Source organism: Acinetobacter sp. YH16031 (assembly GCF_013417335.1).
Taxonomy (GTDB): domain Bacteria; phylum Pseudomonadota; class Gammaproteobacteria; order Pseudomonadales; family Moraxellaceae; genus Acinetobacter.
In genome coordinates, this window is sequence record NZ_VPED01000003.1 from 117,432 (window position 1) to 137,054 (window position 19,623).

Below are 19,623 nucleotides of genomic sequence, written 5' to 3' on the forward strand. Positions count from 1 at the left end.
TATAAAAGAAAATACAGATAATAAAAAAGGCGCTGTACGCGCCTTTTTTATTTAAAACAGTTATTTTTTGTCGTTGCCGCCGAACAGTGGGCCCATACCACCGCCACCGCCAAACTGTTTTTGCAGACCGCTCAGTGATTTCATCATTTTTGCCATACCCGACGGATTAGCAAATTTCTTCATCATCTTCGCCATTTGCGCATGCTGTTTGATCAGCTTGTTGACTTCTGACACCTCCATACCACAACCTGCTGCAATACGCTTTTTACGGCTTGGATTCATCAGGTCAGGGTTACGACGTTCCTTAATGGTCATCGACTGGATAATCGCTTCCATTTTCTTCACTTGCTTTTCAGGATTCGCCTGCGCAATCGCATCTTGAATACCAGAATTGCTCATGCCTGGAAGTTTGTCCAAGAAGCCCATCATGCCGCCCATCTTGTTCATCTGCTCGAATTGCATCAGCATATCTTCAAAGTTGAAGCTACCGCCTTTCTGCAATTTCTTCGCCATTTTCTCGGCTTTTTCTTTGTCGATTTTGCGTTCAACTTCTTCGACCAAAGAAAGCACGTCACCCATGCCCAGAATACGCTGTGCAACACGTTCCGGATGGAATGGCTCAAGGGCATCCAGTTTTTCACCCATACCAAGAAACTTGATTGGCTTGCCAGTAATCGCACGAACAGACAGTGCTGCACCACCACGCGCATCACCATCGGTTTTGGTCAGGATCACACCTGTCAAAGGAAGCGCATCGTTAAATGCTTTGGCCGTATTCGCCGCATCCTGACCGGTCATGGCATCGACCACGAACAGGGTTTCAGTCGGATTAATCGCTGCATGCAGCTCTTTAATCTCTTCCATCATGTCGTCATCAATATGCAGACGACCTGCGGTATCGACAATCAGTACATCGGCAAACTGGATTTTTGCCTGTTCAATTGCACGATTAACGATGCTGATTGGCTTTTCAGTAGCATTCGATTCAAGGAAAATCGCGCCAACTTCGCCAGCCACTGTCTGTAACTGCTTGATCGCAGCCGGACGATAAACGTCGGCAGACACCATAGCTACTTTTTTCTTTTGACGCTCTTGCAGGAAGCGCGCAAGTTTGGCTGCAGTCGTGGTTTTACCCGCACCCTGCAAACCGGCAAGCAGTACCACCACCGGTGGTTTTGCTGTAAGGTCAAGGCTTTCATTAGCCTCGCCCATCATTTTGGTCAATTCGTCATAGACGATTTTGACGAAGGCTTGCCCTGGTGATAACTGAGTCATCACTTCCTGGCCTAATGCTTCTTCCTTAACTTTCGCGATAAATTCACGAGTTACAGGTAACGCAACGTCGGCTTCAAGAAGTGCCATACGTACTTCACGTAACGTATCTTTAATATTGTCTTCGGTTAGCTGCCCTGAGCCAGTAACATTTCTTAAACTCTGCGTGAGTCGTTCTGTTAAGGTATCAAACATTGCAAAATCCGCTTAAAATAGCCAGTAGCAAAAAATTGTTTCTTAAAATAGAAAATTTATGCATAGAATGCTATAGGATACTGTAGTTCGCACTGAATTTATATAAATGAATATTCATCACCCTTAAAAAGGTTTGACATGCTTAGCCTACCCTTGGTTTACACGATCTTAGCATTAATCGCTTATACCTCCTCTTTTTGGTATCTGTTCATTCATTTAATGACTAAACGTACTCCAAATCAATGGTTTGTCGGCTTAACAGCTTTAGTTGGACTGGTACTGCATGCTTTGGTTTTATCAGGTGACATGTATACCCCAATGGGGATGAATTATGATGTATTTGCCTTACTTTCCTTTACTTCAGGGCTAATGCTGCTGCTAAGCATCATTTACAGTACCTATCGGCCGATTATTGCGCTAAACCTGATTGGTATTCCCGTCGCTGCGACCGGCCTGATTCTCGGTTTCAGTTTCACCCAGCCAGCGAAAGTTATTGCACAAAATTCCCTAGGTCTGGATATTCATATTATCTTGTCCCTATCCGCTTATGCTGTGTTATTGATGGCGACGATTCAGGCCGTCATTTTGCGGTTTCAGGATCGTGAACTGAAGAAAAAACAGAAACGTCGGGTTTGGGTGAATCTGTTGCCCTCCTATCAGGATATGGAATCTTTATTGTTCGATATGCTGATGACCGGTTTCATTTTACTGACACTGGCATTGGGTTTTGGCTTCTTTACCATCGATAATTTCTTTGCCCAGCATCTGGCCCATAAGACTGCCTTTAGTATTGTGTCCTGGCTGGTTTATGGTGCATTACTGATCGGCCACTGGAAATTTGGCTGGCGTGGTCAGAAAGCAGTGCGCTTTACCCTGCTTGGGTTTGGCCTGCTGGCGCTCGGCTTTATCGGTTCCAAATTTGTGCTAGAAATGCTGTTAAACAAATAAGCTGATTGATCTTCGATCGGTATTATAAAAGCCCAGCTAAGACTGGGCTTTTTATTTAATTATCCATTCCTTTATCTGGATTTATCCTTCCCACTCGTAGCGATAGCGGCCAACTCACTACCCGGGGCAATTCTGGGTCTTCCCATTCTGGCAATAAGGCATCCGCCAGTACATTCAGCGGATTATGTCCGAGTGCCTGGGTGGCTGCTTTTACAGCTGACCAGGTACTCATATAGCCTATCAGTTGGTAAAAGTTCCACTCGACTTGTAATACCGGCGGCTGTACAGAAATTTCCTGAAATGGAAATGGCAGATTTTTGTATCCTTCATCGACATGGCGACGTTCAGGTGCCCAATAGGGTGCGATCGTCACTTCATAAAAATGTCTGAAATAATGATTCAGATGTTCTTCATCAATGCTGAATACCCCATAACTAATAAGAGCCAGAATGGCATTGGATTTTGCAATACGGCGAACTTCCGCATAGAACTTGTCCAGATCCAGCCAATGGGCAGCCTGCGCGACTGAAATCAGGTCAGCACTTTGATCAGCTAAGGGTATATTTTCAGCTAGGGCATGAAGGTATTGAATTTTCGGATGAGGTTTGGCCTGTGCGATTTGTTCGCTACTCGCATCAATGGCAATGACCTGATCAAAATAATGCGCCAAAACCTCTGAAAACTGTCCTGAGCCACAGCCGACGTCTAAAGCCAATTGGGTACTCGTTGATAGCTCTGCCAGCATCTTCCCCAAAGTGTCCGGATAATGCGGACGAAACAAGGCATAATCTTGGGACTGCTGGGAGAAATGGTCTTTAAATTCCCGACTTTCCATCTGCACTTTCCTGACCTGTTTTCTCACAGCTTAACTCGATCCGGAAAGGTGACAATAGTAATTCGGTTTCATTTCCAATAATTTTAAAACTAAAAAATTAGCGTATTTTAATTATCTAAAATTATTAGAAATCAGCTAGTTTAACTATTTTGCTTGATCTGATAATCGGCTTTAAAGTTCTGATAATCACGTCGCTCTGCGGAATCTTCAGTTAAAGCTTCTACTTCCTGCAAGGTATTCAAACAACGTGCAGTGAGCTGGATATATTGCTCGGTGCCATGACTTTTCCAGGCAATTTCTTTTTCTTCTAAAGGACGGATGACTTTTGCCGGACTGCCAAGTACCAGATTATTTGCTGGCACTTTGAATTTAGCCTTAACTGTACTGTTGGCCCCAACAATGACATTCTCCCCGATTTCGGCCTCATCCAGAATTACACTGTTCATACCGATCAAGGCATTTTTTCGTACCACGCAGCCATGCAGAATGGCACCATGACCAACATGGCCATATTCTTCAACCAAGGTCACACTGTCCGGAAATCCATGAATGGTACAGGAATCCTGTACATTGGCATTTTTCTGGATATGAATCCGGCCAAAATCGGCACGCAACGAAGCGAACGGACCAATATAAACTCCGGCTTCAATGATCACATCACCGATCAGCACAGCCGTAGGATGGACATAAGCTTTAGGGCTGACGACAGGAATAACCCCATCAATCGCATAACATGGCATAGGCTCCTCCTTGAGCTACTAGGTTCATGATCTTTTAAATATTAAAAAGTCAATTCCGGCTGCTTTAAGCCACCAAAACGTTTATAAAATTGTGGATGTGCAGGTGGCATAAGGCCTTCCGCTGTCCGGGCAGTCTCCAGGAAAAACTCATCTCCTGCTGCAAATACTGCCTGATATAGATTGGTACTCAGGTTGCGCGCAATCAGTGACAACCAGTCTGTTGGTAACAGTTCAAATGGCAGATTCGGGTCTTTCAGTAAAATACGGCGATATTGATGGATCAGCAGGATACGAATCTGAAAGGCTTGTACTGGATCCAGTTCCTCTTCATTTTCCACCAGATAGAAAAACTCGCGGAAATCGCTAATAAATTTTTCATAACGCTGATGCAGTTCCGGGATTGGCCAGTTAGTCTCAACCATGCGTTTAATGGTTGGATAAGATTCCTGCCAAAGCTGTAAAGTTTCAGCACGAAACACTACGACCTGATCGGTCATCTTGTTATTCAGTAACAGGTTTTGCAGTTTCTGCTGATCACACCCCGGATAGGCCATGACATTGGTCGCGATATTGGCAAAGCCTAACCATTCCAGTTCTTTTTTTAGCGTTTGTTTATTTTCTAGTTCAACTGAACTGAGCAGAACCAGATCCCATTTCTGATCCCATTCATTATGCTGGAAACTGTAAATTTTCTGGTCTGCGGTAATAAAACGCTGACGGCTGCTTTCGGTAATACGGTAATAACTGGTGCGGCCAATCTTTTCTGAACTCAGCCAGCCATTTTGTACCAGACGGAATACAGCGGTACGCACAGAACGCTCATTGAAGCCAAATACATCCATCAGCTGAATCAGGCTGGCAAGACTAATGACTCCCCCGCGGTGATAAATACTGTCACCAAAAATCGTCATTACCAATGAGGTTCCACTAAGGGTCTCATTCTGAATGAAATCATCAATTACTTGTTTTAATTTCGGATTCATTACGTTCAATTTACCTTGTTAAAGCCGGATGACAGACCTGAGCCTGTCATCCAGACGTATTTAAGCGGACTTTCGGATATCAAACACCCGCTGAGCCTTACCTTCAGAGCGTGGCAAGCTACCTTCCGGTAAAACTTCCACACTGACACTAATCCCGACCATGGTCTTGATTTGTACTTTCAGCTGATTTGCCAATTGGTGTGTCATATTTATAGCATTATCTTTACGCATTTCGGTACGAATATGCAATGTATCCAGATGGCCCTGTTTACAAATCTGAATCTGATAATTCGGAATAAGCTGCGGAATATGCAGGATTTGCTCTTCAATTTGTGATGGGAACACATTCACGCCACGAATAATCATCATGTCATCACTGCGACCGACAATCTTGTCCATACGACGCATAGTACGTGCTGTACCTGGCAATAAGCGTGTCAGATCACGGGTACGGTAACGAATCACCGGCATACCTTCTTTGGTGATGGTGGTAAATACCAGCTCACCCAGTTCACCATCAGGTAATACTTCACCGGTTTCCGGATGGATAATTTCAGGATAGAAGTGATCTTCCCAGATGGTAGGTCCATCTTTGGATTCCAGACATTCCATCGCCACACCCGGTCCCATGACTTCGGACAGGCCGTAAATATCTAGCGCATCAATACCCAGACGTTCTTCAATTTCACGGCGCATTTCATTGGTCCATGGCTCTGCGCCAAAGATCCCGGTCTTGATGGAACAATCCTTGGCAGTCCCGAATTTTTTCTCCAGACATTCAATAATGTTCAGACAATAAGATGGTGTGACCATTAAAGCTGTTGGCTTGAAATCATGAATCAATTGTGCCTGTTTGTCGGTCTGGCCACCTGACATTGGAATTACGGTGGCACCCAGACGTTCTACCCCATAATGTGCACCCAACCCGCCAGTAAATAGCCCGTATCCATAAGATACCTGAATCGTATCTTTACTGCTGAGTCCGGCTGCACGTAACGAGCGTGCCACAACATTGGACCAGGTGTTGATGTCATTCTGGGTATAACCGACTACAGTAGGCTGACCTGTGGTTCCTGAAGAAGCATGTACACGGACAATCTGCTCCTGAGGCACAGCAAACATGCCAAATGGATAGTTTTCGCGCAGATCCTGCTTGGTGGTAAAGGGGAATTTTGCCAGGTCTTCCAGTGATTTCAGATCATCCGGATGCACACCTGCTTCATCAAACTTTTTCTTGTACACCGTACTGTTCTGATAGGCATGCTGCAGCGTTTTTTTCATACGTTCCAGTTGCAGGCTACGTAATTCATCCACTGAAGCGGTTTCAATCTGTTCCATTGCATTGTTATTCATATTTTGCTCCTGCTGCAGTCATCCTGACTGCTGATGTTCCTGTTTTTTAATTCAGTCCTTAAGCCACATTTTCCAGAATCAGTGCGACACCCTGTCCTACACCGACACACATGGTACAAAGGGCATATTTTCCTTGTTTACGCTGTAGTTCTTTCATGGCGGTAATCACCAGTCGTGTACCACTCATACCAAGAGGATGGCCGAGAGCAATGGCACCACCGTTCGGGTTTACTCGTGCATCATCATCCTGAAGGCCCAGCTCACGTAGTACTGCAAGTGACTGTGCAGCAAAGGCTTCATTCAGCTCGATGACATCCATCTGTTCCAGACTAAGCCCTGTCTGTTTCAATACTTTCTGCACTGCTGGTACTGGACCAATGCCCATATAGCGCGGCTCTACACCGGCACTGGCAATTCCCACTACACGTGCCAGCGGTTTCAGTCCATGCTGTTCTGCAAACTGCTGATTACCCAGCAATACACAAGCGGCACCATCATTCACGCCAGATGCATTACCAGCAGTTACCGAACCACCTTCCTTGCGGAATGGCGCTTTTAAAGAAGCCAATTTTTCTAAAGTAGTATCGGCACGTGGATGTTCATCCTCAGCAATCACCTGAGTAGAACCTTTAGCACCTTTGATTTCTACCGGCAGGATTTCTGCCTGAAAAATACCATTCTGCTGTGCCTGTGCAGTTTTTTGCTGGCTGCGATAAGCAAACAGATCCTGATCTTCCCGATTAATCTGATATTTTTCAGCCACATTTTCTGCTGTTTCCGGCATGCTATCTACGCCGAAACCTACCTTAAATTTTGGATTGATAAATCGCCAGCCAATGGTGGTGTCATAAATTTCCGGAGTACGGCTAAAGGCTGCTGTCGGCTTAGACTGTACGAATGGCGCACGGCTCATGGATTCTACGCCACCGGCCACTACAAACTGTGCTTCACCCGATTTAATCGCACGTGCTGCCAAACCAACAGCATCCAGACCGGAAGCACAGAGACGGTTTACGGTAATCGCCGGTACGCTTTCCGGCAACCCAGCCAAAAGGGCTGCCATACGCGCCACGTTACGGTTATCTTCACCCGCCTGATTGGCACAACCTAAAATCACTTCATCGACTTCTGCCCATGGTAGGTTGGGATGCTGCTCTTTTAAATACTTAATTGGTAGAGCAGCCAGATCATCAGCGCGAATGCCGCTCAAGCTACCCGCATAACGACCGATTGGGGTACGAATACCGTCAAAAATATAAACATGTTCCATCATTTTTATTCCTTAGCCCGCCACACGTAACTGTGTTGGCGATACTTGTTGCGCCTGTCCTAGCGCTGCCTGCTTAACTAAATATATACTAGGTCGGTATCGCTCTTCACCATAAATACGATACATATTTTTTAAGATTTGTAAAATTGTGTTATATCCGATTTTGTTTACCCACTCAAATGGACCATTTGGATAATTGACACCAAATTTCATTGCTGAATCAATGTCTTGTTCTGAGGCAATATTATGTAGAACAGCTTCACATCCTTCATTCACCAGCATAGCAATAGTACGCAGTACATATAGGCCTGCATGGTCTTTAGACCAAATTGGTATCACATTCATACCGACCAGTAGCTGCTCGATTACCTGACGATCCTGTTCGCTACACGCAGGTGAAGCAGTCACTGGAATCGCTTTGGCATTATGCCAGTCCGCATGCCAGTCCATCAGTACGACTTTCTGCTGGGTATAGTCCAGTTCAACCGATTCACCCAAAGACAGGCGCAATGATACGTCGCCGATGAGAATTTCATTGTGCTCAGCAGCCTGAAAGCTCAGTTCCACATGTGAAGCCTGCTTTAAGAGTTCAATCAGTGCTGGGGAATGCTGCCAGGCACCTTTCACAAGCACCTCAAGTTTCTGTACCGATTTGGCATATAGCACCGGCAATTGATAAGCCGGAGTACGCACTTCGCTGCGGTAGTCATAGAATCCCTGCTTGGACTTGCGCCCCAGACAGCCAGCATCGACCAGTTCTTTCTGGATTAATGACGGACGATAACGGGGTTCATTAAAGAATTCGTTATAGACACTTTGAGTCACCGAGAAATTCACATCCTGCCCGATCAGGTCGGTCAGCTCGCATGGCCCCATGGCAAATCGGCCACATTCACGCATGATGAAATCCAGCTGCTCAGGCGTAGCAACATTTTCCTGCAAGGCACGAAAGGCTTCAGCATAGTAAGGACGGGCTACACGGTTCACGATAAAACCTGGCGTAGATTTTGCCGTAACCGGTACCTTTTTCCAGCGAGTCATCAATTCAATTAACGCAGTGGCAATGTCCGCAGAAGTTTGAAGACCACGGATAATTTCTACCAGTTTCATAACCGGTGCCGGGTTAAAGAAATGCAGTCCCACGACCCGTTCTGGTTGCGGAATTGCAGAGGCAATCGCAGTAATTGAAATCGACGAAGTATTTGAAGCAAAGATTGTCTTTGCCGAGCAGATTTCTGCCAGTTGCTGGAACAGCTGCTGTTTGACTTCTTTTTTCTCGACAATCGCCTCAATGATCAGGTTACGATCCGCAAGTTGCTGAAGGTCCTGCACCACAGTTAGGTTGGCAAAAGTGCTGTCCAGCAGTTCCTGGGTCATTTTACCTGCAGCCACACGCTTGCTGAGCTGTGCCTGTAAGTCCTGCAATGCAGCCCGGGTACGGCTGGTATCAACATCATAAACATAGGTTGAGTGACCATGCATGGCGGCTAGCTGGGCAATCCCGATACCCATCGTACCGGCACCGATCACCGCAACTTTGGCTTGGGTTAAATTCATCTCTGGCATATTTAGCACCCCTTATATTGTGGTGTGCGTTTTTGCATAAAGGCCTGTACGCCTTCACGGTAATCGCTGGAACGGCCAGCCAGACGCTGCAGATCGCGCTCCAGAATGAGTTGCTCATCCAGATTATTGTCTGCAGCCGCATGAATCGCTTTCTTGATCAGCGACAGGCCATAAGTTGGTTGAGTTGCCAGATGCTCAGCCATTTTTTCTGCTTCAGCTTTTAGCTGCTCGTCTTCAACCACCTGCCAGATCATGCCAAGTTGCAGCGCACGTTCAGCCGAAATTTTATCGCCTAGCATCGCCAGCCCCATTGCTTGGGCACGGCCCACCAGACGTGGCAGGAACCAGGTACCCCCCGAGTCTGGCACCAGACCGAGACGGCAGAATGCCTGAATAAACGAAGCAGATTGAGCAGCTACCACGATGTCACAAGCCAGTGCGATATTTGCACCTGCACCTGCTGCCACACCATTTACGGCACAGATCACCGGTTTTGGCATTTCGGTAATCAGCTTGATCAACGGGTTGTAATATTTTTCAATGGATAAACCTAGATCTGGGGCATCAGCATTGGGATCAACCACACGGTCATTCAGGTCCTGACCAGCGCAGAAACCACGTCCTTCTGCAGAAATCACCACTGCACGAATCGCCGCATCTTTAGCCCAACGTTTCAGTACAGAAGATACTTCCTGATGCATGCTTTCGTTAAAGCTGTTGAGCTGTTTAGGACGGTTAAAGGTCAGATAGCCCACTGCATTTTTTTCTTCGACAATAATTGTTTGGTAATCCATTACGCACCTTTAAATTCTGGTTTTCTTTTTTCCAGGAAAGCATTGATGCCTTCCTGACGATCCTGGGTAGCGGCCAGCCAGACGAAATGCTGACGTTCCAGTTTAAGGCCCTGACTCAGGGTCACTTCATGTATTGATTTCAGGGACTGTTTAATTACACGGATGGCCAGCGGTGCCTGTTTTGCAATTTTTGCTGCCAGTTCTACCGCATATTGCACGGTCAAATCTGCCGGACAAACCTGGCTGGTGATGCCATGCTGTAAAGCGGTCTGTGAAGAAATCACTTCACCGGTCATAGCCCAACGCATACATAGTTGCTGTCCTACCAGACGTGCCAGACGTTGGGTTCCACCTGCACCGGGCAACATACCGAGGCCAATCTCTGGCAGGGCAAACTGGGCATTATCACCCGTCATTACGATGTCACCATGTAGTGCCAGTTCAAAGCCGGCACCAAAAGCATAGCCATTTACTGCCATGATCAATGGCTTGGAAAATTCATCAATGCGTTTCCATAACAATGGACGCTGATCCTGCTGTATGCTCACCACATCCAGTTGTGCTAACTCATTCAAATCTGCACCGGCTGCAAAACACTGGGTATTACCAGTAATCACTACCGTCTTGACTTCGGTATCTGTATCCAGAATTTGCAGTGTGTCAGCAATGGCTTTCAAAGTGGCATTGTTCAGGGCATTGCGCTTTTCTGGGCGGTTCAGCTCGATCAATACCACACCAGCTTTGGGTGAACTGGTTTTAATCAATTCCGTTTTCATCAATTCCATAGTGATTTTCCTGTGATGGACCTGATTTCCGGCTTATTCATCAAAACTCAGGCGCACATTGGCTGAGGTTGGACGCGCCTGACAGCTCAGCACATAACCTTTCTGGATTTCTTCTTCCTCCAGGCTATAGTTGATCGCCATTTCCACTTCGCCCTGTAACACCTTGCATTTACAGGTTGCACATACCCCGCCCTTGCAGGCATAAGGCAGATCCGCACCAGCACGTAAGGCGGCATCCAGAATGCTGTCATCCTGTTTGGACACTTCAATGATCAGCTCACGACCATCCAGAATAATGTTAACCTTTTCCTCGGTACGGCTTTCGATCTGCTGCGCAGAGGCTTTTGGTGCAGTACCGGTATTAAAGCGTTCGGTGTGAATCTTGTTACGCTCAATCCCGAGGGTTGGCAATACGGTTTCTACCGCATTCATCATTTCTTCAGGGCCACAGGCAAAGCAGTGATCGGTTTCTGCTGGAATCAGGCCTGCCTGGAACAGCTGCTGCAGTTTTTCAGCATCAATACGACCATTAAAAATTTCGCTGTCATTCAGTTCACGCGAGAAAATATTGATCAGCTGTAGACGCTCTTTAAAACGGTCTTTCAGATCCATGATCTGTTCAGAGAACATGGTCTGTTTCCAGGAACGGTTGCTATAAACCAGGGTAAAAGTGGCATCTTGCTGACGGTTCAAAACTGCTTTGACAATTGACAGAATTGGCGTAATACCACTACCTGCAGCAAAACCGAGATAGTGTTTTCCACCAGTCTTGGCCGCTTTCTGGAAAAACACACCTTGTGGTGGCATCACTTCCAGTACATCACCGACTTTCAGGTTTTCATTGGCCCAGGTTGAGAACTGTCCCTGATCAATTTTCTTGATCGCAATACTCATGTCTTCATCAGTATCGCTACAGATCGAATAGCAACGGCGCAATTCTTCCTGTTCTGTCATGTGACGGATGGTCAGGTGTTGGCCCGGCTGATACTGAAAGCTCTCGGCATGCTCTGGACTCAGTTCAAAAGCAATGCAAATTGCCTGTTCAGTCTGAGGCTGAATCGATTTAATGGTTAATGGAATAAACTGGCTCATTTCAAAATCCTTCTTAAACTGTGGCGATCTCACGCTTTATTGTTATGGCTTGTGCGCTTAAGCCCTTAGATACATTTAAAATAGTCAAACGGCTCCAGGCATTCCTGACATTTGTACAGCGCCTTGCAAGCGGTTGAACTGAATTCACTAAGTAATCGGGTGTGGTGACTATGACAATGTGGACACTGGATACCATCACTGAGTGCGACATGGGTACCGCAGCTGTTTGAACCACCTTTGGGTGGAGCAATACCATATTGCTGCAGTTTCTGTTTACCTTCTTCACTCATCCAGTCGGTGGTCCATGCTTCTGACAGATCGACCACGACTTTGACTGGCGTCAGCTCATGTGCTGCAAATGCCTGGGTGATTTCCGCCTTGAGCAAATCGGTTGCCGGACAGCCACTATAGGTCGGTGTCAATCGGACGACGATCTCATCCTGCGGATTAATCTCCACCCCGCGAATCATTCCCAAGTCAAGGACCGACAGGACCGGGATTTCCGGATCGGAAACCTGAGCCAGGACTTCCCAGCATTGATCTTCTACATGTCTGATCAGGTTCATGCCACTCACTCCCTGTGATGTGTTGATTTACCAGTTCATGCCCGGATAGGCACGCTGCATATATTGCAGTTCCGCCAGTACATAACCCAGATGTTCGGTATGCAGTCCCTGCTTGGCACCACTACGGTAAGCACCGCTTTCTGGCAGGCTGAGTTCAAAACGTTGCAGCTCGGCAGATATGGTTTCCAGCCATTTCGGTTTCAGCAGTTCCAGATCAGGAATCAGGTAAGCATCGACTAGCTGGCGTTCATCTGCAGTCAGGCTGAACAGCTCTTCAGTAAAGCGCCATAGCTGGTTCAGACCATTCTGGATTTTTTCATGTGCTTCTGCAGTACCTAAGCTCAGGCGTTCCATCCATGAGGTTGAAAAACGCAAATGGTATTTCACCTCTTTCAGCGACTTGATGGCGAATGAAGAAATGTCTTCATTCTTGCTATTGCTGAGTGCTGCAAACAGCAAAGCATGGTAATGATCCATCAACCACTGACGCACGATGGTTTGAGCAAAGTCACCATTTGGCTGTTCACTCAACAGCAAATTGCGGTATTCACGCTCGGTACGGAAATAGGCCAGTTTGTCTTCATCACGGCCCAGCCCTTCAATTTCACCGGCTAGACTCAACGCGGTACGTGCTTGACCTAACAGGTCCAAACCAATATTTGCCAGTGCAATATCTAGCTCCAGCTCAGGTGCGTGACCGCACCACTCTGACAGACGGTGTGAAAGGATGAGCTGGCTGTCACCAACATGCAGTAAAAATTGTGCTAATACCTGATTCGTCATTGCTCTGCCCTCCACCTTACATGTGCTCGATGCCATCTGGAATGTGATAGAAGGTCGGATGACGGTAGACCTTGTTCAGTGAAGGATCAAAAAACTCTGATTTTTCATCTGGTTGAGATGAGGTAATCAGTTCAGATTTCACTACCCAGATGCTTACACCTTCATTGCGGCGGGTATAGACGTCACGGGCATTTTGCAGGGCAATTTCATCATCAGGGGCGCGCAGGCTGCCGACATGGCGGTGGCTCAGACCCTGTTTGCTGCGAATAAATACTTCGTATAAAGACCAGTTATTCTTGTTCATTTGCATATCCTTGTGCTATTCCGTTGCCTTAAGCGATTTTTCGTTGCTCTGATTGCTGCTGCTTGCTGGCATAAACTGCAGCAGATTCACGCACCCATTTGCCGTCTTCCCAAGCCTTGCGGCGTGCTTCGATACGTTCGTGGTTGCATGGACCTCTGCCTGCCAGCACATCGAAGAACTCATCCCAGTTCACCTGACCAAATTCATAGTGGCCAGTTTCTTCATTGAGTTTCAGGTCTGGGTCCGGCACAGTCAGGCCAAGCTGCAATACTTGCGGCACAGTGTTGTCGACAAATTTCTGACGCAATGCATCATTACTGAATAATTTGATTTTCCACTGCATGCTTTGTGCACTGTTTGGAGAGTTGTCGTCACTTGGACCAAACATCATCAGTGCCGGCCACCAGAAACGGTTCACTGCATCCTGTGCCATCTGTTTCTGTTCTGGCGTACCTTGTGCCAGTTGCATCATGGCCTCAAAGCCTTGACGCTGGTGGAAACTTTCTTCTTTACAGATACGCACCATGGCACGTGCATAAGGACCATAAGAAGTACGACACAACGCCACCTGATTGACGATTGCCGCCCCATCTACCAGCCAGCCAATCGCAGCAACATCTGCCCAGGTCAGGGTTGGATAGTTAAAAATGGATGAATATTTCATGCGGCCAGCAATCAGCTTTTCCATCATGTCATCACGGTCTGCACCAAGCGTTTCTGCTGCACTGTAGAGGTACAGGCCATGTCCTGCTTCATCTTGTACTTTAGCCAGCAATACCGCTTTACGCTTTAAGGTTGGTGCGCGGGTAATCCAGTTACCTTCTGGCAGCATGCCAATCACTTCTGAATGTCCATGCTGGCCAATCTGGCGGATCAGGGTCTTTCTATAGGCATCCGGCATCCAGTCCTTCGCTTCAATAGAAATGTCCTGCTCTATCTTCTGATCGAATGTTTGTTGTTGCTTATTCATGTTTGTCTCACTTATCCCAAGTGCTGATACATTCAAATTAAAACGATACAAATATAAAATCAATACTATTTTTTAAGTATCATATATTTTTTAAAAGCATTTTTTATTAAGTTATTGTTTTTATTATTTTTAAATTTTTAATTACATGAAAGTTACTTTTTTGTTTGCGGATTATGATTGACATTTAAGTTTTTTGATTGCAATTTATGAAACATCAAAAGCAAAAATAAACTCAACAACGTATCATAAATGGAGTTATACAATGTTGGAACTGGACAGCACTACCCAGAGCACGGATCTTCAGGACGACACACAGGCGAATTACTCAGCTAAAGTTAAAGTATTGAGTTCACTGGTTTTAGGTGGTGAACATAGCGCACAAAATGACTTGCGTACGGTTTATCACGCTATTAGCGGTGAAGCGATTTATCAGGTCAGCAGTCACGGTATCGACATGCATAATGTGGTGCAATATGCCAAACAGAAGGGTGCAGCCATTGCCCACTGGACTTTCCACCAGCGTGCTAATGCTCTGAAACAGGTGGCACAATATTTACTGGAACGTAAGAAAGATTATTACCGCCTGGCAGCCGCAACCGGCTGTACCCGCAAAGATGCCTGGATTGATATTGAAGGTGGGATCGGCACTCTGTTTGCCTATTCAAGTCTGGTTCGCCGTGAACTCAGCGATGAAACGGCACTGGTTGAAGATGCCTGGATTCCATTATCCAAACAGGGCAGCTTTGGTGCTAAACATATCCTGAGCCCGAAAGCCGGTGTGGCCGTACATATCAATGCATTTAACTTCCCAATCTGGGGTATGCTGGAAAAAATTGCACCTACTCTACTAGCCGGTGTGCCATGTATTGTGAAGCCAGCAACAGAAGGCGCAGAACTGACACATGCAGTCGTTAAAGACATTTTAGCCAGTAATTTACTGCCAGAAGGTGCTCTGCAGCTGATCTGCGGGCAGACTTACGACCTGTTTGATCACCTGAATGCACAGGATACGGTAACCTTCACAGGTTCGGCTACTACCGGCCAGAAACTGCGTGCGCATCCGCACCTGAATGCCCACTCCATTCCATTCAGCATGGAAGCCGATTCGGTGAACAGCGCCATCCTGACCCAGCAAGCCAACGATGGAACCATTGACCTGTTTGTGCGTGAAGTCTTCCGTGAAATGACAACCAAGGCCGGACAAAAATGTACTGCAATTCGTCGTGCCTTTGTGCCAGCAGCATTGCTCAATACCGTACAGCAACGCCTGACTGAAAAACTACAGAAAGTAGTCATCGGTGATCCTGCACAGGACGGCGTAACCATGGGTGCTCTGGCCAGCGTTAAACAGAAGCATGATGTTGCTGCCAAGGTAGAACAGCTAGCACAGGAAGCTGAAATCATCATAGGTAGCCACCTGCGCCAGGACTTTGCCATCCAGGTCGCACATCCGGAAAAATCTGCTTTCTATCCACCAACAGTATTGTTATGTAAAGATCCGGTACAGGCCCAACAGATTCATAATATCGAAGCCTTTGGCCCAGTGGTTACATTGATGCCGTATAGTGACCTACCACAACTGGCAACATTAGTAGCTCGTGGTGAAGGCAGTCTGGTCGCTTCAATCGTGCGTAACCATGATGAAAATATTGAACAGCTACTCAGCAAGATCGCGCCTTGGCATGGTCGTGTGCATATTCTGGATCGTGAAAGCGCGAAGGAAAGTACCGGTCATGGTTCACCACTGCCATTGTTAGTGCATGGTGGTCCGGGGCGTGCTGGCGGTGGTGAGGAACTCGGTGGTCTGCGTGCAGTGAAACACTATATGCAGCGTACTGCTATTCAAGGCTCACCAAATGCGCTGACTCAGGTCGGTCATAGCTGGACCGCAGGTGCTGAGGTATTTGAAGACCGCGTGCATCCATTCAAGAAATCCTTTGATGAACTGCGGATCGGTGAACGCTTGTTGACTGCACGCCGCACCATTACTGAAGCTGATATTGTCAACTTTGGTGGTTTAAGTGGTGATTACTTCTATGCACATATGGACAAGATTGCGGCTGCAGAATCCCTGTTCGGTGAACGCGTCGCACATGGTTACTTCATTGTTTCTGCGGCTGCTGGCCTGTTTGTCGATGCCGCTCCGGGTCCTGTCATTGCTAACTACGGTATGGATAACCTGCGCTTCGTAGAACCAGTGAAAATTGGTGATACCATTCAGGTAGAACTGACCTGCAAGCAAAAAACACCTAAACCGCTGCGTGATGAGCAGAAACCGCATGGTGTTGTGGTCTGGGACATCAAAGTTAAAAACCAGCGCAATGAACTGGTCGCAACCTATGACATCCTGACTCTAGTGGAAAAAGCCGCTTAACCTCCATTTTCACACACTTAAAGCTAAAGGGAGTCTATTTGATTCCCTTTTTTATTCTTTTAAAAATAATTGTATCTTTTTAATCCAGACATATTGACGGCTGTGCAAATTACTCCTAGATTAGATTAATTGATACATTTAAAAAATAAAAATAATTAAATTTGTATCAAATAAGCCAATCACTATAACTTGCACAGGATGTTGCATGATGAATGAAAAAACATTGGTCATAGACAAGGTTGACAATGATGTCCAACCACTCGATTCTCATCTAAAAATTACTACGCCTATCCCCGAACAGGTAGCTACAGAAATTCCACCAGCAGCTCCAGAACGTAGTAGCTATCAATGGTATGTGGTGATCATCTGTATGGTGGCCTATATTCTGTCTTTCGTAGACCGTCAGATTTTATCCCTGATGATTGAGCCGATTAAGGCCGACCTGATGCTCAGTGATACCCAGTTCAGCCTGTTACAAGGTCTGGCCTTTTCGCTGTTTTATGCCTTTATGGGCGTACCGATCGCCGCACTGGCCGACAAGAAATCACGTGTGAAAATTATTTCAGTCGGGATTGCCTTCTGGAGTCTGGCAACTGCAGCCTGCGGTCTAAGCAAAAACTTTATCCAGATGTTCCTGGCTCGCCTCAGTGTCGGTGCAGGTGAGGCAGCACTTTCCCCTGCCTTTTATTCCATTGTGGCAGATCTCTTCCCTAAACATAAACTGGGCCGTGCGCTGGGCGTTTATGCCATTGGCGCTTTTATCGGTTCAGGACTGGCTTTCCTGATCGGTGGTTATGTCATTGGTCTGCTCAAGGATGTTAGCTTTGTCACTTTACCGGTGATCGGTGAAATCAAAACCTGGCAGCTGACCTTTATGATTGTCGGTTTACCGGGTGTATTGCTGGCACTACTCATGATTCTGACCGTACGTGAACCAGAACGTAAAGGTCTCAAAATGGATGCGAATGGTGTCGCAGTGAAAGCATCTTTTAAGAATTCGATTGGTTTTATCAAAACCCATAAAAAGACATTCTTCTGTCATTTTATTGGCTTCTCTTTCTACACTATGATGCTGTATTCCCTGCTCGGCTGGGCACCAGCCTACTACATGCGTCACTTTGGTCTGGATGCAAGCCAGACCGGATATATCCTTGGAAGTATTATTCTTGTCGCAAATACTTCAGGCGCCCTATTCTGTGGCTGGCTCATCGACTTCTTTTCTAAACGTGGCTATAGCGATGCAGCAATCCGTGCCGGTGCAATTGGCTGTGCTGCCCTGATCATTCCAAGCGTGCTGTTTACCCAAGTCGACAATATGCAGCTTTCATTCGCACTGATCTTTGTGGCGATGTTCTTCTCCACCTTCCCGATTCCAGCATCAGCCGCTGCTACCCAGATGCTGACACCGAACCAGTTGCGCTCTCAGGTATCAGCCAAATTCCTGTTGATTTCTAACCTGATTGCACTCGGTGTGGGTACAACTGCTGTGGCGCTGATTACAGACCGATATTATGAAAATACCCTAATGGTGGGGAATTCAATTTCTATCGTCAATGCGATAGCCGGCCTGATTGGTGTATTCCTACTGTATAAAGGCTGTCAGTATTATCGTGAAAGCATGAAAGTTGAAAAGCTGGTCGATTAAGACAATATTAGATTTTCAAGCTTTAAATCCAAACCTTAAATCAGCCGATTTAAGGTTTTTTATTTAGATAGCAAAAGATCAATAGGTACTCATTCACACTCAATCTTTTTCTGCAATTCATATGAAAATTAAACTGCCTGGACTTTCCCACCAAAAAGCCGTATAACACCGTTTTTCGAATTAACAGGTGTTGACCGTTGAAACTTGTTCTTGCACCCATGGAAGGCTTAACTGACCCGATTATGCGTGATGTACTGACATCCGTTGGGAGCTTCGACTGGTGTGTAACCGAGTTTATTCGTGTCACGGATTCGGTGCTACCAGATCATATCTATCACACCTACTGCCCTGAACTGTTGAATGACGGCAAAACTGCTGCCGGTACGCCGGTGCATGTACAGTTTCTGGGAAATAATCCGGAAATGCTGGCAGCCAATGCAGTGAAGGTCGCTGCCATGGGTGCCCCTGCGATTGATATGAATTTCGGTTGCCCAGCTAAAACCGTGAATCGTCATCGTGGTGGTTCAGTGCTGCTAGATGAACCTGAAGTCGTCTATGAATTGGTCAAAGCTGTTCGTGATGCAGTGCCTGCACATATCCCGGTTTCGGCGAAAATGCGTCTGGGTTATATGGATCGCAACTTCATGATGGAAAATGCCCATGCCATTGAAGATGCTGGAGCGGCCTGGGTCACTGTCCATGCACGGACCAAGTCCGATGGCTATACTCCACCAGCCTTCTGGGATCAGCTGCAACCGATCCGTGAAGCCTTAAAGATCAATGTCATTGCCAATGGTGAAATCTGGACCAATGCCGATGCCAAGCAATGTCAGCTAGAATCAGGCTGTGAAGATCTAATGATTGGCCGTGGTGCGGTCACTACACCTGATCTGACCCAATGTATTCGCCAGAATTCTGATGAGCCGCTCATCACCTGGAATGAGCTACTGGAACTGCAAATCCGTTTCCTGAATGGTTCCTATAAAAAGGAAATGAATATGGTCGGTCGTTACAAACAATGGCTGGGTATGATGTCCAAGCATTATCCTGAAGCTAAAGCACTCTGGGATGAGGTCAAACGGATTAAACAGCTGGTTGAAATTACTGAAAAACTAAAAGCCTCGAAAAATTAAGAAAAAGCCTTTGAA

General features: G+C 46.4%; 18 protein-coding genes. 4 read left to right on the forward strand and 14 right to left on the reverse strand.

Features of this window, described 5'->3' with window-relative positions:
• Positions 1-60: 60 nt before the first annotated feature.
• Positions 61-1,467, reverse strand: a complete 1,407-nt coding sequence (gene ffh / locus FTV31_RS02495) for a signal recognition particle protein (RefSeq protein WP_180012871.1) — start codon at positions 1,465-1,467, stop codon at positions 61-63.
• A 138-nt stretch (positions 1,468-1,605) separates the two neighbouring features.
• On the opposite strand from ffh, the gene FTV31_RS02500 reads away from it, so the two are divergent.
• Positions 1,606-2,415, forward strand: a complete 810-nt coding sequence (locus FTV31_RS02500) for an inner membrane protein YpjD (RefSeq protein ID WP_004783358.1) — start codon at positions 1,606-1,608, stop codon at positions 2,413-2,415.
• Positions 2,416-2,470: 55 nt separating this feature from the next.
• Here the strand turns inward: FTV31_RS02500 and FTV31_RS02505 are convergent, their stop codons facing one another.
• The 13 genes from FTV31_RS02505 to paaA all read right to left on the reverse strand — a co-directional run bounded on the left by FTV31_RS02505 (position 2,471) and on the right by paaA (position 14,456).
• Complete coding sequence (locus FTV31_RS02505) at positions 2,471-3,250, reverse strand: class I SAM-dependent methyltransferase (RefSeq protein ID WP_180012872.1); 780 nt, start codon at positions 3,248-3,250, stop codon at positions 2,471-2,473.
• A gap of 140 nt (positions 3,251-3,390) precedes the next feature.
• Positions 3,391-3,990: a gamma carbonic anhydrase family protein gene (locus tag FTV31_RS02510; RefSeq protein ID WP_180012873.1), complete on the reverse strand. Its 600-nt coding sequence runs from the start codon at positions 3,988-3,990 to the stop codon at positions 3,391-3,393.
• 41 nt (positions 3,991-4,031) lie between these two features.
• Positions 4,032-4,973 carry a phenylacetic acid degradation operon negative regulatory protein PaaX gene (paaX, locus tag FTV31_RS02515; protein ID WP_159123525.1) on the reverse strand — a complete coding sequence of 314 codons (942 nt, stop codon included), beginning with the start codon at positions 4,971-4,973 and terminating at the stop codon, positions 4,032-4,034.
• Between the two features lie 60 nt (positions 4,974-5,033).
• Positions 5,034-6,326: a phenylacetate--CoA ligase PaaK gene (gene paaK, locus FTV31_RS02520; protein ID WP_180012874.1), complete on the reverse strand. Its 1,293-nt coding sequence runs from the start codon at positions 6,324-6,326 to the stop codon at positions 5,034-5,036.
• A gap of 58 nt (positions 6,327-6,384) precedes the next feature.
• Positions 6,385-7,596: a 3-oxoadipyl-CoA thiolase gene (pcaF, locus tag FTV31_RS02525; RefSeq protein ID WP_180012904.1), complete on the reverse strand. Its 1,212-nt coding sequence runs from the start codon at positions 7,594-7,596 to the stop codon at positions 6,385-6,387.
• 12 nt (positions 7,597-7,608) lie between these two features.
• Positions 7,609-9,162 (reverse strand): 3-hydroxyacyl-CoA dehydrogenase, encoded by a 1,554-nt coding sequence (locus FTV31_RS02530; protein ID WP_180012875.1) that lies wholly within the window; start codon positions 9,160-9,162, stop codon positions 7,609-7,611.
• A 2-nt stretch (positions 9,163-9,164) separates the two neighbouring features.
• Complete coding sequence (gene paaG, locus FTV31_RS02535; protein ID WP_180012876.1) at positions 9,165-9,956, reverse strand: 2-(1,2-epoxy-1,2-dihydrophenyl)acetyl-CoA isomerase PaaG; 792 nt, start codon at positions 9,954-9,956, stop codon at positions 9,165-9,167.
• Positions 9,956-10,732 carry an enoyl-CoA hydratase-related protein gene (locus FTV31_RS02540; protein ID WP_257227134.1) on the reverse strand — a complete coding sequence of 259 codons (777 nt, stop codon included), beginning with the start codon at positions 10,730-10,732 and terminating at the stop codon, positions 9,956-9,958. The genes paaG and FTV31_RS02540 overlap by 1 nt, the downstream gene beginning before the upstream one ends.
• A 42-nt stretch (positions 10,733-10,774) precedes the next feature.
• Positions 10,775-11,833 carry a 1,2-phenylacetyl-CoA epoxidase subunit PaaE gene (gene paaE / locus FTV31_RS02545; protein ID WP_180012878.1) on the reverse strand — a complete coding sequence of 353 codons (1,059 nt, stop codon included), beginning with the start codon at positions 11,831-11,833 and terminating at the stop codon, positions 10,775-10,777.
• Between the two features lie 65 nt (positions 11,834-11,898).
• Positions 11,899-12,399 carry a 1,2-phenylacetyl-CoA epoxidase subunit PaaD gene (gene paaD, locus FTV31_RS02550; RefSeq protein WP_004783371.1) on the reverse strand — a complete coding sequence of 167 codons (501 nt, stop codon included), beginning with the start codon at positions 12,397-12,399 and terminating at the stop codon, positions 11,899-11,901.
• Positions 12,400-12,426: 27 nt separating this feature from the next.
• Positions 12,427-13,182: a 1,2-phenylacetyl-CoA epoxidase subunit PaaC gene (paaC, locus tag FTV31_RS02555; RefSeq protein WP_180012879.1), complete on the reverse strand. Its 756-nt coding sequence runs from the start codon at positions 13,180-13,182 to the stop codon at positions 12,427-12,429.
• Between the two features lie 16 nt (positions 13,183-13,198).
• Positions 13,199-13,486, reverse strand: a complete 288-nt coding sequence (gene paaB, locus FTV31_RS02560; protein WP_004783374.1) for a 1,2-phenylacetyl-CoA epoxidase subunit PaaB — start codon at positions 13,484-13,486, stop codon at positions 13,199-13,201.
• Between the two features lie 28 nt (positions 13,487-13,514).
• Positions 13,515-14,456 carry a 1,2-phenylacetyl-CoA epoxidase subunit PaaA gene (gene paaA / locus FTV31_RS02565; protein WP_180012880.1) on the reverse strand — a complete coding sequence of 314 codons (942 nt, stop codon included), beginning with the start codon at positions 14,454-14,456 and terminating at the stop codon, positions 13,515-13,517.
• A 262-nt stretch (positions 14,457-14,718) separates the two neighbouring features.
• Between paaA and paaZ the strand changes: the two genes are divergently transcribed.
• The 3 genes from paaZ (at position 14,719) to FTV31_RS02580 (ending at position 19,608) form a co-directional block, all read left to right on the forward strand.
• A complete protein-coding gene (gene paaZ, locus FTV31_RS02570; protein ID WP_180012881.1) occupies positions 14,719-16,830 on the forward strand; it encodes a phenylacetic acid degradation bifunctional protein PaaZ in 2,112 nt (703 codons plus the stop codon).
• Between the two features lie 205 nt (positions 16,831-17,035).
• Entirely contained in the window at positions 17,036-18,475 is a 1,440-nt protein-coding gene (locus FTV31_RS02575; protein ID WP_180012882.1) for an MFS transporter, read from the forward strand.
• 197 nt (positions 18,476-18,672) lie between these two features.
• The gene (locus FTV31_RS02580; RefSeq protein ID WP_180012883.1) at positions 18,673-19,608 is read left to right on the forward strand and encodes a tRNA-dihydrouridine synthase; all 936 of its coding nucleotides are present in this window, start codon (positions 18,673-18,675) and stop codon (positions 19,606-19,608) included.
• Positions 19,609-19,623 lie beyond the last annotated feature (15 nt).

What these genes read in the sequence shown, in the direction of transcription:
- FTV31_RS02540 (WP_257227134.1), bottom strand. Translation starts at nt 10,732, where the DNA reads ATGAAAACGGAATTGATTAAAACCAGTTCACCCAAAGCTGGTGTGGTA.
- FTV31_RS02575 (WP_180012882.1), top strand. Translation starts at nt 17,036, where the DNA reads ATGATGAATGAAAAAACATTGGTCATAGACAAGGTTGACAATGATGTC.
- paaZ (WP_180012881.1), top strand. Translation starts at nt 14,719, where the DNA reads ATGTTGGAACTGGACAGCACTACCCAGAGCACGGATCTTCAGGACGAC.
- paaA (WP_180012880.1), bottom strand. Translation starts at nt 14,456, where the DNA reads ATGAATAAGCAACAACAAACATTCGATCAGAAGATAGAGCAGGACATT.
- paaD (WP_004783371.1), bottom strand. Translation starts at nt 12,399, where the DNA reads ATGAACCTGATCAGACATGTAGAAGATCAATGCTGGGAAGTCCTGGCT.
- pcaF (WP_180012904.1), bottom strand. Translation starts at nt 7,596, where the DNA reads ATGGAACATGTTTATATTTTTGACGGTATTCGTACCCCAATCGGTCGT.
- ffh (WP_180012871.1), bottom strand. Translation starts at nt 1,467, where the DNA reads ATGTTTGATACCTTAACAGAACGACTCACGCAGAGTTTAAGAAATGTT.
- FTV31_RS02500 (WP_004783358.1), top strand. Translation starts at nt 1,606, where the DNA reads ATGCTTAGCCTACCCTTGGTTTACACGATCTTAGCATTAATCGCTTAT.
- paaE (WP_180012878.1), bottom strand. Translation starts at nt 11,833, where the DNA reads ATGAGCCAGTTTATTCCATTAACCATTAAATCGATTCAGCCTCAGACT.
- FTV31_RS02510 (WP_180012873.1), bottom strand. Translation starts at nt 3,990, where the DNA reads ATGCCATGTTATGCGATTGATGGGGTTATTCCTGTCGTCAGCCCTAAA.
- FTV31_RS02505 (WP_180012872.1), bottom strand. Translation starts at nt 3,250, where the DNA reads ATGGAAAGTCGGGAATTTAAAGACCATTTCTCCCAGCAGTCCCAAGAT.
- FTV31_RS02530 (WP_180012875.1), bottom strand. Translation starts at nt 9,162, where the DNA reads ATGCCAGAGATGAATTTAACCCAAGCCAAAGTTGCGGTGATCGGTGCC.
- paaC (WP_180012879.1), bottom strand. Translation starts at nt 13,182, where the DNA reads ATGACGAATCAGGTATTAGCACAATTTTTACTGCATGTTGGTGACAGC.
- paaK (WP_180012874.1), bottom strand. Translation starts at nt 6,326, where the DNA reads ATGAATAACAATGCAATGGAACAGATTGAAACCGCTTCAGTGGATGAA.
- paaG (WP_180012876.1), bottom strand. Translation starts at nt 9,956, where the DNA reads ATGGATTACCAAACAATTATTGTCGAAGAAAAAAATGCAGTGGGCTAT.
- paaX (WP_159123525.1), bottom strand. Translation starts at nt 4,973, where the DNA reads ATGAATCCGAAATTAAAACAAGTAATTGATGATTTCATTCAGAATGAG.
- paaB (WP_004783374.1), bottom strand. Translation starts at nt 13,486, where the DNA reads ATGAACAAGAATAACTGGTCTTTATACGAAGTATTTATTCGCAGCAAA.